Below are 15502 nucleotides of genomic sequence, written 5' to 3'. Positions count from 1 at the left end.
TCAGAAGGCCCGGGCTGCGGAGGCATTCCCCAAAGATGTTTAGGGGAACGCTCGCGGGATTCCCCTAAGATGTCAATGGGAGGGGCGGGGCGGTTCAGCCGCGTGGGCCGCGGATCCGCAGCATCGTGTTGCTCCGCTCTCGGCCGACGACCTCGTAGCCCAGTCGATCGAGGATGGGGAAGCAGTCCCTCTTCCAGGCCGGACGTGCCGAATGCTCGAGCACGAGATGTGAGGGCAGCCGCGTCGGGGCAGCGCTCTCGAGGTACGGCAGCAGCGCCCGATCCTCGAAGCCCTCGATGTCCGCCTTCACCGAGTCCACGCGCTCGAGGCCCGCTTCGCCCACCAGGGCGGCGAGGGTGCGGACCGGGATGGGCCCCGCGGGATCCTCCGCCACCTCCACGATCGCGAGGTCGTCCTTGCGGATTTCCAGGTGGGCACGCCCCTCTTCGTCCGAGACCGCCGCGTGCACGAGCCGCACGTTCGCGCACCCGGAGGCGTGCGCGTTGAAGGCGAGGGCGCGCAGGATCTCCGCATTGGCGTCGACCGCGAGCACCCGCCCGGCGGCGCCGACGTGCAAGGCCAGGGGAAGCGTGTACAGCCCGACGTTGGCCCCCAGGTCCACGAAGACCCCGCCGATCGGCGTGCCGGCAATCAGGAAGTCGATCTCGCGGCGGTTGTAGCCGGGACGGACGAGGATGGCGTCCTCGATGAGATTCCTGCGTCCACGCAAGCGGAAGGCCGCACCGCGCATGCGCGTGTCCACGACACCGTCGGGCGCAAAGCGTCGCACGAGATCGGCCACGCGGCGGCGGGAGCGGCCGCGATTCAGCGGTTGGATGCGCACGATCCGGAGCAGGAGCGCCTGGAGCCCGCGGGGGCGGAAGGCCCCGAAGCCCGGCTCGTCGTCGGGAACGAAGGGCTCGACGTCGTAGAGATCGCTCAGGTCCGGCTCCTCGATCGAGGCGCGGAAAGGCGCGTGTGTCGCCTGCACCATACGCGCGCGCTGGCGGGGATCAACGTTCCCCACGGCGGCCGCGCAGACGCGCATCGGCGCCCGGGCTTGTACGAGAACGCGTGCGGCCCGACCGTGCAGGGTCGTCGTCCGCCGGTCGTGCTGCCCGCACCTCGGAGTCCTCCTCATGTCCCTGCCTGCCCGTTCCGCGTCCGTCCTGGCAGTCCCGTGGGTCCTGCTCGCCGCCGTGGTTCCCCTGCACGGCTCGGCCCAGACCCCCGAGCAACCCTACTTCGCCTGGACCGCCATGGACGAGCCCGCGTCCGAGTTGCAGGCGCGGCGCGACCGCACCCGGGAGGCGCTGACGGCCCTGGGTGGCGCCGGCGCGCCCGTCCTGCTGGTGCCTGGCGCGGAAGGCTTGTCGGACGGGGAGACCTTCCGCCAGGACGACGACTTCTGGTGGCTCACCGGCCTGGAGGTGCCACGCTCGCTGGTCGCGATCGATGCGGAGGGCGCCACGCTGTTCGTGCCCGAGCGCGACTTCCGCTTCGAGAATCCCTCCCGCAGGAACGACTTCCCGGGCCGCGCCCTCGCGTCCGATCCAGAGTTGGCGCGGCGCACCGGCATCGCGCGCGTGCTGCCTGCGGACTCCCTCGACGGATGGCTGGAGCGCGTAGCCACGGCGGGCCGCGCCGTCTACGTGCATGCACCCCCGGAGCCGCCGGCGCCGGCGCTCTTCGGACCTCCGCCCACGCCGGCCCAGCGGCTCGTCGCCTGGCTGGCCGCGCACCATCCGGACGTGGAGCGGCGCGACGCCACGCCCGTCTTCCAGCGCGTGCGCGCCGTGAAGACGGAGGCCGAGATGACCCGCGTGCGTCGGGTCGCGCAGCTCACCTCCTCCGCCATCGCGGAGGCGGCGGCCCTGGTCCGGCCTGGCGTGACCGAGCGCGACCTCGAGGCTTCGTTCGAAGCCGCCTGCAAGCGCGGGGGTGCGCAACGCATCCCGTTCCACCCCATCATCAAGTCGGGTCCCAACTCGCTCTGGCCCTGGCGCATCCTGGCGGCGCACTACGATCGCCGGAACCGCGCGCTCCAGGCCGGCGACCTCGTGATCTTCGACGTGGGCTGCGAGCTGGACCACTACGTCAGCGACGTGGGGCGGACCTTCCCGGTCTCGGGCCGCTTCAGCGCCGAGCAGCGCGAGGTGCTGACCATGGAGGTGGGCGTCTCCGACCGGATCCTGGCAGCGATCCGACCCGGCGTGACGTTCGCCGACCTGCGCCGGGTGGCGGACGAGGCCATCCCCGACCACGAGAAGCCCTACATGCAGGTGGGCCTGTTCTTCGGCCACGCCATCGGACTCAGCACCGGCGATCCGTTCGACGAGACCGAGCCGCTGCGGCCGGGGACCGTCTTCACGGTGGAGCCCTGGTACTACAACCATGAGCGCGGGATCAGCGTCTTCACCGAGGACGTCGTGGTGGTGACCGAGGACGGCGTGGAGGTCCTGACGGCGGGCCTGCCGCGGGAGCCGGCGGCCTTGGAGGCGCTGGTGGGTGCGGTGGTGCCGTAGCACCACGGCCTGGCGACGCGCCTCGCGTCCTTCCAGGCGGCCACCGCGCGTCCGCGATCTGACCGGCGCCGTCCGTGGTGATGCGCGAAGGGCGATCGAGGCCGGCGCTCGTTGCCGGCCGCGGCCGCCGGTCCTAGCATTCCCCGTGTGCACCGACAGGGTGCCCCCGGTCCGCGGGAAGGGCTGCGCCCACCTGTCTCTCCACACGGCTCGACCGGTCACCCTTCTTCGGGGCCGAACGCGCGGACACCGGCCGTACACGAAGGAGGATCGGTGTCCGCTCCACGGCGTCCCCTGCCCGCGCAGCCCTCGCTCGAACAACAGAAGAAGCTCGCCAAGGACCTCCTCCGGGCCCACCGGGCGGCGGATCCCGACGCGACCGCCCGCATCCGACAGCACCTCCCGGACAAGCGCGACATCGGCCTCGCCGACGCCCAGTTCACGCTGGCCCGCGAGTACGGATTCGCCGACTGGGCGGCGCTCGCGGCGCACGTCGCGGCGTCCGAGGCCCTCCGGGACGGTGCTCTGCACGAGACATTTCGCCGTGCGTTCGCGGCCGGAGATCTCTCCGAGCTGCGCGCCCTGTTCGAGCGCCATCCGGTTGCCCGCCGGATGATCGACGCCCCGCTCTTCTCCTTCGACGCTCCCGCGCTGGTCCACTTCGCCGGCCAGGGCAACCTGCAGATGGTGGAGCTGCTGCTGGAGCTGGGGGCCGATCCCAATCGGCGCAGCGACTGGTGGGCCGGAGGCTTCCACACGCTCCACGTGGCGAAGGGTGAGGTCGCCCAACGCCTGTTGGCTGCGGGCGCCGACCCCGACGCCTGCGGGGCCGCGCACCTCGATCGGCCCGACCTCCTGGCTCGGATGATCCAAGACGATCCGTCCTGTGTCCACCAGCGCGGGGGGGACGGACAGACCCCGTTGCACTTCGCCCGCTCGCGCGAGGTGGTCGATCTGCTGCTCGCGCATGGCGCCGACATCGACGCGTTGGACGTCGACCACCGTGCGTCACCGGCGCAGTGGATGCTCGAGCGACGCCGCGATGCCGGTCGCTTCCCTCTGGCCGCGTACCTCGTGCAACGGGGTGCGCGCGCCGACGTGTTCCTGGCCGCCGCGCTGGGCCGGGCCGACCTGCTGCGTGAGATGCTGGAGGCGGACCCCACGCTCCTCGGTGCGCGCACGGGGCAGGGGGACTTTGCCGAGCAGCCACCGAGCAGCGTCCACATCTACACGTGGACCATCGGCCAGAACCTCTCGCCGCTGCAGGTGGCCGCGCAGTTCGATCAGGAGGAGGCCTTCCAGGTGCTCCAGGCGTTCGCCACGCCCAGGCAACGGTTCCTGGCGGCGTGCGTCCGTGGCAACGCCGCCGAGGCCCATGCCCTGCTCCGGGAGCACCCTCACGTCATGGATGAGCTGACCCCCGCGGACCAGCGCGCCCTTCCCGACGCCGCCTGGGCCGGGCAGGCCCGACCCGTGGAGCTGATGCTGGAGTTGGGGTTCGATCCGGCGGCCCGGGGCCAGGACGGGGGCACGCTGCTGCACTGCGCGGCCTGGGAGGGTGCCCTCGAGTGCGTGCAGGTGGCGCTACGCCACCCCGGCGTGCGGGCGCTGCTGGAGGTGCGCGATCCGACACACGGAAGCACGCCGCTCGGGTGGTGCTGTCACGGCTCCCGCTACTGTGCCAGGCCCGAGGGCGACTATCCGGGCGTGGCCCGGCTGCTCCTCAAGGCCGGTGCCGAGCCCGGTCCCAACCGGAACGACGCCACGGAGGAGGTGCTCGCCGTGCTCCGCGCCGCGCGCGGTTGACCGCGGTCGGGGGCCGATGTCCATTGCCCTCCACTCGAACAGGATGGGATGGATGACATCGATGGCCCCGTTCCGGGCCGGGGTGCTGGGCGGTGCGGCCGTGCTCGCGCTGTCGGCGTGCACCGCGACCGAACCCGGCCCCTCCGCCGCAGCGCCCGGCGCGGACTGGACGCACTACGCCGCCGACGCCGGCAGCAGCAAGTACTCGCCCCTCGACCAGATCGACGCCACCAACGTGTCGGACCTGGAGGTGGCGTGGACGTGGGAGTCGGCGGACTACGACCTGCTCGCGCGCTTCCCCGACCTCGACGTGGAGCCCGTGCTGCAGTCCACGCCCATCAAGGTGGGCGGGCGTCTCTACACGTCCACCAACCTGGGCCAGGCCGCCGCGATCGATCCCGTGACCGGACGCACGCTGTGGACCTGGAGCCCCTGGGAAGGGACGGACGCGCGCCCGTCCGGCCGCGCCAATCGCGGCGTGGCCTGGTGGAGCGGACCCGACGGCGGGGAGCGGATCTTCATCGGATCGGGTCAACACCTGGTGGCGCTGGACGCCGCGACGGGAGAGCCCATCCCGACGTTCGGCGACGGGGGTCGCATCGACCTCACGGACGATCCCGACACGCGCGTCACCTTCTACCGCTGGACGTCGGCGCCGCTCGTGGTCCGCGACGTGGTCATCGTGGGGGCACAGCAGCTCACCCCCACGCGCAACTGGACCACTCATCCGCCCAGCTACATCCGCGCCTACGACGTACGCACAGGAGCGCTGCGCTGGCGGTTCGATCCCGTGGCCCAACCCGGGCAGGCCGACAATGTCAGCTCTGCGGATACGCTGTGGTCCCGCACGGGCTACGCGGGCGTCTGGACCCTGCTGACGGCCGATCCCGAGCTCGGCTACGTCTACCTGCCGCTCAAGACCACCACCAACGACTGGTACGGCGGGCATCGTCCGGGGGACAACCTGTACGGTGAGAGCCTGGTCTGCCTCGACGCCACCACCGGAGAGCTGGTCTGGCACTACCAGATGGTGCACCACGGTCTGTGGGACTACGACCTGCCGGCGGCACCGAACCTCGTCGACCTCACCGTTGACGGACGGCCCATCAAGGCGGTGGCCCAGGTCACCAAGCAGGCCTTCGTGTTCGTCTTCGACCGCGTCACCGGCGAGCCGGTGTGGCCCATCGAGGAGCGGCCGGTCCCCGCGTCCACCGTCCCGGGTGAGGTGGCGGCCCCCACGCAGCCGTTCCCGACGCGACCGGCGCCGTTCGACCTGCAAGGCATCACGCGCGACGACCTGATCGACTTCACCCCGGAGCTGCGGGCCGAGGCGGAGCGGATCTTGGACGGGTTCGTCTGGGGCGAGATGTTCACGCCGCCCAGCGTCCGGGACGACCGGCCCGGTGGGACGCAGGGCACCCTCCTCATGCCCGGCTGGGTGGGTGGTGCGAACTGGAACGGTGCGGCCGTAGACCCCGAGACCGGCGTGCTCTACGTCCCGTCGGTGACGTCGCCGAACGTGACCGCGCTCGTGGCCCCCGACCCGGACAGCTCGGACTTCGCCTATGTGCGGGGCCTGCCCCGCGAGGTGCCGATGCCGCAGGGCCTGCCCCTGCTCAAGCCGCCCTACGGACGCATCACGGCCATCGACCTCGACACGGGCGAGCACCTCTGGATGAAGGCCAACGGACCCGGGCCGCGCGACCATCCGCTGCTGCGCGATCTCGACGTGCCCTGGCTGGGACAGCGCGGGCGGCCCGCTCCGCTGCTGACGAAGACGCTGCTGTTCCTGGGCGAAGGCTCCAAGGACGCGCTGTCGGTGCTGCCCATCGCCGGTGGGCGCGCCTTCCGCGCGTGGGACAAGCGCACCGGTGAGGTGGTCTGGGAGACCGAGTTGGCCGCGGGCACGTCCGGTGCGCCCATGACGTACCTGGCGGACGGGAAGCAGTACATCGTGGTGCCGATCGGCGATCACGAAACGCGCGGGCAGTTCGTGGCGCTGCGGCTGCCGTAGGGGCGCGCGGCCGGGGAGGACACCCGACCGGTTGACCCCGGTCAACCCACCCCGATATTCCGGCTCGCATGCCGATCCCGCCCGGGCCGCGCCGCCGGTCATGACCTCCCCCGAGCCCCGCTCCCAGGCGGCCATCCTCCGCTTCTGGTTCCCGCTCGCGGCCACGTGGGTGATGATGGCCGTGGAGGGCCCGTTCGTGGCGGCGGTCATCGCGCGCCTGGCCGATCCCGCCTTCAATCTCGCGGCCTACGGCGTCACGTTCGCGTTCGGCTTCCTGGTCGAAGCGCCGATCATCATGCTGTTGTCGGCGTCGACGGCCCTGGCCACCGACGGCGAGATGTTCCGCCGCCTGCGTCGGTTCGCCTACGCGCTGTGCGGTCTGTCCACCGCGGCGCTGGTGCTGATCCTGATCCCGCCGGTCTTCCATTTCGTGATGGACCGGCTCATCGCCTTGCCGCCGGAGGTGTCACGCCTCACCGCGCAGTCGCTGTGGATCCTGCTGCCCTGGCCGGCGGCCATCGGCTACCGTCGCTTCTACCAGGGCATCCTGATCCGGGACGACCGCACGCGTCTGGTGGCGGTCGGCACGGTCGTGCGGTTGGTGGGCATGGCCGCGACGTCCCTGACGCTGTACGCCTTCGCCCCGCTGCCGGGCGCGGTCATCGCCGCGTGCGCCCTGGTCTTCGGCGTCGTGGGCGAATCGGCGGCGACCCGGTGGATGGCGAGGGACAGCGTCCAGCGCCTCGAAGCGCTCCCGCGCGCCGCGGACGCGGGGCCCGCGCTCGACTACGGCGCCATCGCCCGCTTCTACTATCCGCTCGCGCTCACCTCGTTGATCGGGCTGGCCGTGCAGCCCATGCTCACGTTCTTCATGGGACGCGCGCCCGCCCCCATCGAGTCGCTCGCGGTCTTCCCGGTCGTGCATTCGCTGGGCTTCGTCTTCCGCGCGGCCTGCCTGGCCTTCCAGGAGGTCGCCATCGCCCTGCTGGGGCCGCGCGCGCAGCATCTGCCCGAGCTGCGCCGCTTCACGTGGGGGCTCGCCACGGCCACCACGGCCATCCTCGTGGCGGTCGCCGCCACCCCGCTGGCGCGCGTGTGGTACGAGGGCGTCTCCGGGCTGAGCCCCGACCTGGCCCGCTACGCCTTCCTTCCCACGCTGCTCCTGGCCCCCGTGCCGTTCGCCACGGCGTGGCTCTCCTTGTACCGGGGCATCCTGGTCGTGGCCCACCGCACGGGTCCCATCACCACCTCCACCGCGGTCGAGGTCGCGGTGATCCTCCTGGCGTTCCCGGTGCTCACCGGGCTCCTGGGCGTGGTGGGGGTCACCGCCGCGCTCGGGGCCTTCCTGGTCGGTCGGGTGGCCGGGGTCGTGGTACTGTTCCGCCCGGTGGGACGGGCCCTCCAGGGGGCGTCAACGCCGCATTGACACTGGCACGCCTCTTCCTTTTTCCGTCCGGCACTGTCCGGAAGGCGTGGCAGACGTCCCACAGGAGCGGGCAAATCTCCCGTGGGGGCGTGAGGCGACGTCGTCCCATCCCCGGGGCCCACAGGAACAGAGTATCGGACCAGCGGCATGAAGCACCTTCTCCGCTCCTTGCGCACGGCGCTCCTCGAGGGCTCGGGCGGCGCGATCGTGTACGCCGGCTCCCTGTTCCTCTGCGCCGTGGGCCTGCTGGTGTCGGGAGGGCTCTACATCCGGAGCCGCAGCACCGTGGACGAGATCGCCTCGTTCGGTCAGGGGCTTCGCCTGTTGCGGATGGAGCGCGAGGTGGGGTACGCCGCCGGAGAGGCCGAGCTGGCCCTGTTGTGGTGGATGTACAGCGGAGAGGGCGACGAGGCGTTCCGGAGCAAGCTGGCCCGGTTCGCGCGGGAGCTGGAGCGGGCGCGACAGGACCTGGCCGACTTCCAGCCCGAGCCCGCGTGGCGTGCGACGGTGGACCGTCTCGGGGTGCTGGCGGAGGAGGGCGCCGCCTACCTGGAGGAGGAGCACGACCGGGCGCAGGACCGGATCTGGTTGGAGGACTTCCCGACCCGGTTCACGGGCATCTTCCCCAGTGATCCCCTGGGCCGCTTCTCGACGATGCTCGAGGCGGTGCTCGGGGCCCAGTACTCGATCTACACCGCCGGTCAGTACGGCGAGCTCCTGCTCAGCCGGCACGCGTTCCAGAACGGCACGACGCCCGCGGACGGCGCGCTCGTGGGCGTCTTCACCTCCAACGCCGCCTACCTCGAGCAGCTGGGCGTTGCCAATCCCGGTGCCTTCTCGCCGTTCGAGGACGATCTGGCCCTCGCGCGGGCACGCGATACCGATGCCGTCATCGCGTCCCTGATCGCCGGCGTGCGCGCCGATCCCGCCGTGCGCCGCATCGAGGGCGACTTCGACTACCTCGTCGGTCGCTCCCGCGTCCCCTGGTATCACGACGCATCCGAGATCGTCCCGTTCGCGTCGCAGACCGGCGCTCTCCTGAACGATACCGCCGAACGCGTCCTCGTCCGGGCCGAAGCGGTCCTGGCGCTCGCCCGTCAACGGGCGGTGCAGAACGGGCGGGCGGCGCTCGCCGCGGCATTGGCGGCCTTCGGGCTGGGCACGCTGGTCCTGGCCGGGCTGTCGCGCGGGCGGCAGCGCGAAGAGGCGCACCTGCGCAGCGTGGCCGAGACGGATGCCCTGACGGGCATCTCGAATCGCTTCGCCCTGTTCGCGCGTGAGCAGGCGCGGCTGCGGGACCCGCAGCGGGCGCCGTTCGCGCTGTTGCACATGGACCTGGACCACTTCAAGGAGATCAACGACCGCTACGGTCACTCGGTGGGCGATGCAGCGCTGATCGCCTTCGCCGACGTGTGTCGCGGTGTGGTCCGCCATGCGAGCGACACGCTGGCGCGCATCGGCGGGGACGAGTTCGTCATCGTCCTGCACGAGCTGCAGGATCCGGGAACGGAGGCGGCGGCCGTGGCCGACCGGATCCGCACCCTGTTGCAGGAGCCGCTGGACCTGCTCGGGCACAAGCTGGCCCTGAAGGTGAGCGTCGGGGTCGCGGTCGCGCATGGACCGGTGGAGCTGGAGGCCTTCCTGCACCAGGCGGACGTTGCGCTCCTGGATGCCAAGAAGGATCGAGGCAGCCGCCACACCCTGTTCGAGCGGAACCTGCACGGCAACCTGATCCACGAGCTGGAGGAGGCCCTGGGCGCGGGCCTGGTGCAGCCGGTCTTCCAGCCCATCGTGCGCGCCACCAATCAGCGCGTCGCGGGCTTCGAGGTCCTGGCGCGCTGGGAGCGCGCCGACGGCAGCGCCGTCCCCTCCGAGAGCTTCATCCGCGCTTTGCAGGCGCTGGACGCGAGCGCACGCTGGTTGCGTATCATCCTGGTGCGGGTGGCCGAGTTGAGCGCGTTGGTCCCCCACGACTTCGGGGGGCGGTTCTGGATCAACGTGAGCCTCGCCGACCTGGTGGCCACGGGATCGGAGTCCGTGCCCGCGCTCTTCCGGGCGTCGGGGATCCCACTTCACCTGCTTGGCGTGGAGGTGACGGAGCGTGTATGCTGCGCAGATCTGGCCGCGGTCCGTGACACGCTCGTGGAGCTGCGCGACGCCGGCGTGCAGGTCGCCCTGGACGACCTGGGCAGCGACGGCGTGCCGCTGCGCCATCTGCTGGATCTGCCGCTCGACCGTGTGAAGCTGGACGGCGGCCTCATCCGCGGTCTGGAGCGCTCCGAGAGCGTCCGGCACATCGTCCAGGGCCTGTTCGCGATCGCGGTGCACCTCAAGCTGCAGATCGTGGCCGAGCAGATCGAGACCCCGGAGGAGCATCGTACGCTGTTGCAGCTCGGGGTGACCTACCTGCAGGGCAACCTGCTCGGGCCTCCGATCGCGGCGGCCCACGTGCCAGCGCTGATCGAACAGGGCTACGTGGAGGCGCTGGGCGGGGTCGCCTGACCGGAACGGCCGGGCCGCGGTCGGCTTGACAGGCCGCGGGGACGGCGCCGAATCTGGCCCGGTCCCCAACGGAAGCGAGGCCATGGACTCCCGCCGTCGAGGCCGCCCCCACGCCGTGAGCGCCGGGTGAGCCTGCCCCTCCTGTCGCTGCTGGCTCTGCTGGCGGCGATCCTGATCAGCTCCTTCACCCGCGTCAACGTCGGCGTCCTGTCCATCGCCTTCGCGTTCGCCATCGGTGTGGGGCTGGGCGACCTGGGCACGCGGGACGTGGTGCGCGGCTTTCCCGGCAGCCTCTTCCTGACGTTGGTCGGCATCACGCTGCTGTTCGCGATGGCGCGGCAGAACGGCACGCTCGACCGGATCACCACGGCGGCGCTGCGACTCGCGCGCGGCCGCGCCGGCCTCGTGCCCATCGTGTTCTTCCTGTTGGCGCTGGGATTCGCGAGCGCGGGGCCCGGCAACATCGCCGCGGTGGCGATGCTCGCGCCGGTGGCGATGGCCGCCGCGGCCCGGGCCGGCATCTCCCCGTTCCTCATGGCCGTGATGGTCTGCAACGGGGCCAACGCCGGAGCGCTCTCCCCGATCGCCCCCACGGGCATCATCGCGAACGGGCTGATGGCCGACATCGGGCTCCCGGGCGTCGAATGGCGTACCTACTTCAACACGATGATCGCGCAGTCCTTCGTCGCCCTGGTCGCCTTCGCCGTGCTGGGCGGCGTGCGTCTCCTGGCCCGCGCGGATGGTGCGGTCACGGCCGACATGTTGGGGCTGGAGCAGAAGGGGTGGGACTGGCGACAGCGCTGGACGCTGGCGGTCATCGGGCTCCTGCTCGTCGGCGTGGTCGCGTTCGATCTGGACGTCACCATGGGGGCCTTCCTGGCCGCGGCGGCGTTGTCCGTGACGGGGGCCACCGACGAGCACGAAGCGCTGGCGCGCGTGCCCTGGGGAGCGATCCTGCTCGTGTGCGGGGTGACGGTGCTGGTCGCGATCGTGGGCAGCAGTGGCGGGATCGAGCTCGCGGCCCGCTGGATGGCCGGCGTCTCCAATCCCACGAGCGTCAACGGCCTGATCGCCTTCGTCACCGGCGTGCTGTCCGTCTACGCCAGCACGTCCGGCGTCATCCTGCCCGCCTTCCTTCCGATGGTGCCGGATCTGGTCTCGCACCTGGCCGGCGCCGATCCGCTGGCCATCGCGTCGTCCATCAACGTCGGCGGCCACCTCGTGGACGTGTCGCCCCTGTCGACGCTGGGCGCCATCTCGCTCGCCGCCGCACCGGACGAGGTGCGGGCCCGCCTCTTCAATCAGCTCCTGGTGTGGGGGCTGTCGATGGCCGTGGTCGGGGCGATCGTCTGCTGGGTGTTCTTCGGCCTGCTGGGCTGACGGCATCCCGGCGGCTCGGCGCCGGTCCAGCGCCAGGGCGAGGCCGGTCCGCGCGTCCCGCCGGATCGGCTCAGGGCAGCCGGGGCGCGGTGGGCAGGACGGCAGCGATGATCTCCCCCACGAGCTCGCGCGCCAGCGCCGCAGCGTCGCGTCCCTGGAGCGGGACCCGGCGGGCGAAGACGTGGGCCCCGTCCGAGTGCCGCACCACCTGGACGAAGAGGACCGAGTCGGCCGCGCGCGCGCCCCCCGACACCACGTATCCGGCCTCGAGGCGCGCGCCCACCTCGGCCGCGGTGGCGCCGCCCTCCACCAGCGGACCGGTGGTGAGCGGGCCCACCACCGCCAACCGGTCGGGGCGGGCGGCGGTCAGCTCCGCGACGAGGGCCTCCTCCACGCCCCGATTGAGCCGGTCCAGACCGCCCGGCGAATCCGGATCGGACAGCGGGAGGACGATCCACCGCTCCGGCCCGGGCCCCACCGGGGTGGGGGGCGTGATGGCGCGGTTCCAGGCGAACAGCCCCAACAGGCCCACGAGACCGACACCGGCCGCCCACCTCCAGGGGCGCCTCGGCCGGGCGGACGCGGCGCCCGGGGCGGCGGCCCCGGAGTCGGCCGCGAGCGGCCCGCCGGCGGCGACACCGGGCCCGGCGGCTGCGGGGGAGAGCGCGGCGCCCTCCGTCTCCACCGGCACCAGGAAGCGGTAGCCGCGCCGGGGCAGCGTCTCGATGAAGCGGGGCGCGTCGGCGCGCTCGCCCAGCGCGGAACGGATCTGCCGGATGCAGTAGTTGATGCCCTGGTCGAACTCGACCTTGGTGTCGGGCCAGACCTGCGCCTGCAGCTCCTCGCGGGTGACCAGCGTCCCGCTGCGCGCGGCCAGCACGGCCAGGACGCGCGCCGGCTGCGGTTGCAGGCGCACGTCCCCCTCCGGACCGCTCAGGTCGCCGGTGGCGGGATCGAACGCGAAGCCCGCGAAGCGCAGTCGGGAGGGCGTCATGTCCCACGATAGTCGGCGCCGGGGTGCCCGGGACAGCGGGGCCGGCCACGCCTCAGCGTTTCCTCACCGCCCTCTCAGCGCCCGCCCCTTGGACGGGCGCAGTCGCACGCGCACTCTGCAGGAGGCGATCCCCACATCGGGCGGGCGCCGCGCTCCAGCCGGAGGTTCCACCATGGCGGGACTCGCATCGCTGTTCGATCGGCGCTCGTTCCTCACCGGGGTGCTGGCCGCCCCGGCCGTGCACGTCCTGGCGCCGGGCACCGCCTCCGCGCTCCCCTTCTTGCCCCAGGCCGATGCGAACGGCTTCCGGCAGGACCCGGCTCTGGTCCAGGAGGTCGTGGGGGCCTCCCACCGGGACCTGGAGCGGGTACGGGCACTGGTGGAGAGCCGGCCCGCCCTGGCGCGTGCCTCCTGGGACTGGGGCTTCGGGGACTGGGAGAGTGCGCTCGGAGCGGCCTCCCACACGGGTCGCCGGGAGATCGCGGAGCTCCTCATCGCGCACGGCGCCCGACCCACCCTGTTCACGCTGGCGATGTTGGGCCACGTCGATGCCGTGCGGGCGTGGGTGCATGCGCAGCCGGGCGTCGAGTCCATCGCCGGTCCCCACGGGATCACGCTGTTGGCGCATGCCCGGGCGGGACGCGAACCGGCGAGCGCCGTCGTCGACTACCTCGAGGGGCTGGGCACCGCCGATCCCCGCGCGGTCTCCCAGCCGCTCGACGCCCGCGAGCGGGCCGACCTCATCGGCACGTATGCCTACGGCAGCGCCGAGACGGAGCGGTTGGAGATCGGGGAGAACGCGCAGGAGCTCCTGACGCTCACGCCGCCCGGGGGGGTGGTCCGCAACCTCTTCCACCTGGGCGGGCGTGCGTTCCACCCGGCAGGGGTGCCGTCCGTGCGCATCCGGTTCCCGGACGAGGAAGGGGAGGCCCGGACGCTGACGATCCACGACGGCGATCAGCGCCTGGAAGCGCGCCGCCCGTAGGCACCGGAGGTGCGTCCGGGCGGTACGGGTCCTGGCGGTGCGGGTCCTAGCGGTGCGACTCGAACACGCTCACGGTCCCGTCGTGCTCGAACGACAGCACGTCGTACGGGTCGGTGCGGGGGCCTTCCATGCCCGGTGAGCCCATGGGCATGCCAGGCACCGCGAGGCCCGCGATCTCGGGCTTCTCGGACAGCATGCGGGCGATGTCGGCGGCGGGGACGTGACCCTCGACCACGTATCCGTCGATCACACCGGTGTGGCACGACTGCAGACGGGGATCGACGCCCAGGTCCGCCTTGATGGCGCTCAGGTCGTTGAGGTCCCGCGTCTCCACCTCGAAGCCGGCCTCGCGGAGGTGATCCACCCACGCGCTGCAGCAGCCGCAGGTCGGCGTCTTGTAGACCAGCATGGGACCCGCGGCCGCCACGGCGGCAGCGTCCACGGCAGGGGCCGGATCGGCGAAGACGCGGGTGGCGGCGAACGTACCGGCGCCGAGAGCCGCGCCCAGGATGGCGATGGTGGCGACGCGCATGGGACCTCCCTGACGCGCTGAAGCGGGTGGCAGGAACGCCCAAGTCTGTCACCGCAGGCTCGGCGGGACAACCCGAACGGCTCCCGAAGCGCTGCACTCGCACCGGCTCCTGCCCGCCCGGATGCGCCGGCCGCTACGCTCCGGAGACCCGGCCGCTCCCGGGTCCGCCGCGTCTCAGGGCCGCAGCGTGTCGTGCTCGCCCACCTCCGGCTCCGCGCCCACCGCCTTCTTCAGGCGCGCCATCACCGTGGTGGCCGTGCCGGTCGACGCCCAGAACTCGGCGGCGTGCGGTCGCACCTCCAGCGTGCGCAGACGCGGGTCGTCCTTGCCCTCGAACCAGGTCCCGAAGAGGGGATTCCAGTAGCGGTCGATCCGTCCCTCGTTGCGCGTCACCTTCGCCTCGCCCTGTACGACGACGTAGGCGCCGTCGTCGGGGTTGCTGTAGATCAGCGTCACCCTGGGATCCGCTTGGATCTGGTCCGTGAGCGACTGTTGGGTCCCGGTCACGAAGTAGAGCACTTCGTCCTCGTCCAGGATCTCCTGCGTCGTCATCGGGCGCGCGTCGATGCGATCGCCGGACGTGCGTGTGCAGAGCATCGCGAAGCGGATGTCTTCGATGAGCTCGGCGAGGCGCGAGAAGTCTTCCTTCTGGGACATGATGCGTCTTCCGTTGAGCGAGGATTCAGCGAGGATCGGATGGGGCCGCGCTAGGCCAGGAACGCGAGCCAGGCGCCGTAGGCGGAGCCACCCGCCATGAGCAGCAGGGTCAGCACGAGCGCGAAGCGGGCCCCGGTCGAGGTGTGGGTCCACCAGCGTCGACCGCGGGTGAACCAGGCGCGGCCCCGGAGCTCGCCGGCGTCCAGCGCCTCCGCCACGCGCTCGGACTCCTGCCCGATCAGGGCGGCTCCGAACGCGAGGCCCAGGAGCCCCGGACCCGGAACGAACAGCGCGACGACACCGGCCAGCAGGAGCACCACGCCGAGCAGGATCCACAGCACCGACACCCACCGTCCGCGTCGGTCCGCCTGGCGCTGCCGGTACCGGTCGCAGAAGCGCTCGCCGGGCCGGGAGCGCTTGAAGCGTTCCCACGCCCCCTTCACCCCGTCCAGCATGTGCACTCCCTTCGCGTGACCGGACCGCCGACAGCGGTGCCCCCTTGTTGTCTGGGCAACCGACGGGCCGCGTCGCCGAGGCGCGTCCGAGGCGGGGAACCGCAGGGGGAGTGGACGCAGCCGCGTCCGTCTCGTGCGGGTGCCTCCGCCGTGAAACAACGCCGCGCCCGACAGTGGACACGGGCCGCGTCGGGGCACGACCTTCCCTGGAAGGCCCGCGCCACGA

General features: G+C 72.2%; 11 protein-coding genes and 1 pseudogene. 7 read left to right on the top strand and 5 right to left on the bottom strand.

From position 1 onward, the window contains the following. Positions 1–94: 94 nt before the first annotated feature. Entirely contained in the window at positions 95–994 is a 900-nt protein-coding gene (locus tag R3E98_01125) for an FkbM family methyltransferase (GenBank protein ID MEZ4421983.1), read from the bottom strand. 145 nt (positions 995–1139) lie between these two features. Between R3E98_01125 and R3E98_01120 the strand changes: the two genes are divergently transcribed. The 6 genes from R3E98_01120 to R3E98_01095 all read left to right on the top strand — a co-directional run bounded on the left by R3E98_01120 (position 1140) and on the right by R3E98_01095 (position 11653). Continuing rightward, positions 1140–2525, top strand: coding sequence for a Xaa-Pro peptidase family protein (locus R3E98_01120; GenBank protein MEZ4421982.1), 1386 nt, complete (start codon positions 1140–1142; stop codon positions 2523–2525). Positions 2526–2798: 273 nt separating this feature from the next. Continuing rightward, positions 2799–4331 carry an ankyrin repeat domain-containing protein gene (locus R3E98_01115; GenBank protein ID MEZ4421981.1) on the top strand — a complete coding sequence of 511 codons (1533 nt, stop codon included), beginning with the start codon at positions 2799–2801 and terminating at the stop codon, positions 4329–4331. A gap of 52 nt (positions 4332–4383) precedes the next feature. After that, entirely contained in the window at positions 4384–6345 is a 1962-nt protein-coding gene (locus tag R3E98_01110) for a pyrroloquinoline quinone-dependent dehydrogenase (GenBank protein ID MEZ4421980.1), read from the top strand. A gap of 100 nt (positions 6346–6445) precedes the next feature. After that, on the top strand, positions 6446–7771 hold the full coding sequence (locus tag R3E98_01105) for a hypothetical protein (protein ID MEZ4421979.1): 1326 nt from the start codon (positions 6446–6448) through the stop codon (positions 7769–7771). A 147-nt stretch (positions 7772–7918) separates the two neighbouring features. Continuing rightward, complete coding sequence (locus R3E98_01100; protein ID MEZ4421978.1) at positions 7919–10273, top strand: EAL domain-containing protein; 2355 nt, start codon at positions 7919–7921, stop codon at positions 10271–10273. Between the two features lie 126 nt (positions 10274–10399). Continuing rightward, entirely contained in the window at positions 10400–11653 is a 1254-nt protein-coding gene (locus R3E98_01095) for an SLC13 family permease (GenBank protein ID MEZ4421977.1), read from the top strand. A gap of 70 nt (positions 11654–11723) precedes the next feature. Here R3E98_01095 and R3E98_01090 read toward each other — a convergent pair whose 3' ends face one another. Then, positions 11724–12647 (bottom strand): winged helix-turn-helix domain-containing protein, encoded by a 924-nt coding sequence (locus R3E98_01090; GenBank protein MEZ4421976.1) that lies wholly within the window; start codon positions 12645–12647, stop codon positions 11724–11726. A 322-nt stretch (positions 12648–12969) separates the two neighbouring features. On the opposite strand from R3E98_01090, the pseudogene R3E98_01085 reads away from it, so the two are divergent. Next, positions 12970–13320, top strand: a pseudogene (locus tag R3E98_01085) (ankyrin repeat domain-containing protein). 358 nt (positions 13321–13678) lie between these two features. Here the strand turns inward: R3E98_01085 and R3E98_01080 are convergent. From R3E98_01080 to R3E98_01070, 3 genes are all read right to left on the bottom strand, one after another. After that, positions 13679–14164: a DUF411 domain-containing protein gene (locus R3E98_01080; protein ID MEZ4421975.1), complete on the bottom strand. Its 486-nt coding sequence runs from the start codon at positions 14162–14164 to the stop codon at positions 13679–13681. 174 nt (positions 14165–14338) lie between these two features. Then, entirely contained in the window at positions 14339–14821 is a 483-nt protein-coding gene (locus tag R3E98_01075; protein MEZ4421974.1) for a pyridoxamine 5'-phosphate oxidase family protein, read from the bottom strand. A 50-nt stretch (positions 14822–14871) separates the two neighbouring features. Further along, positions 14872–15276 (bottom strand): PGPGW domain-containing protein, encoded by a 405-nt coding sequence (locus R3E98_01070; GenBank protein MEZ4421973.1) that lies wholly within the window; start codon positions 15274–15276, stop codon positions 14872–14874. Positions 15277–15502 lie beyond the last annotated feature (226 nt).

Source organism: Gemmatimonadota bacterium, from assembly GCA_041390125.1.
GTDB lineage: Bacteria > Gemmatimonadota > Gemmatimonadetes > Longimicrobiales > Gaopeijiaceae > JAGQIF01.
This window is presented reverse-complemented; position numbering and strand designations above follow the sequence as displayed.

Coding starts and splice junctions, on each gene's coding strand:
- R3E98_01125 (MEZ4421983.1), bottom strand. CDS start 994: ATGGTGCAGGCGACACACGCGCCTTTCCGCGCCTCGATCGAGGAGCCG.
- R3E98_01070 (MEZ4421973.1), bottom strand. CDS start 15,276: ATGCTGGACGGGGTGAAGGGGGCGTGGGAACGCTTCAAGCGCTCCCGG.
- R3E98_01110 (MEZ4421980.1), top strand. CDS start 4,384: ATGACATCGATGGCCCCGTTCCGGGCCGGGGTGCTGGGCGGTGCGGCC.
- R3E98_01075 (MEZ4421974.1), bottom strand. CDS start 14,821: ATGTCCCAGAAGGAAGACTTCTCGCGCCTCGCCGAGCTCATCGAAGAC.
- R3E98_01105 (MEZ4421979.1), top strand. CDS start 6,446: ATGACCTCCCCCGAGCCCCGCTCCCAGGCGGCCATCCTCCGCTTCTGG.
- R3E98_01120 (MEZ4421982.1), top strand. CDS start 1,140: ATGTCCCTGCCTGCCCGTTCCGCGTCCGTCCTGGCAGTCCCGTGGGTC.
- R3E98_01080 (MEZ4421975.1), bottom strand. CDS start 14,164: ATGCGCGTCGCCACCATCGCCATCCTGGGCGCGGCTCTCGGCGCCGGT.
- R3E98_01100 (MEZ4421978.1), top strand. CDS start 7,919: ATGAAGCACCTTCTCCGCTCCTTGCGCACGGCGCTCCTCGAGGGCTCG.
- R3E98_01090 (MEZ4421976.1), bottom strand. CDS start 12,647: ATGACGCCCTCCCGACTGCGCTTCGCGGGCTTCGCGTTCGATCCCGCC.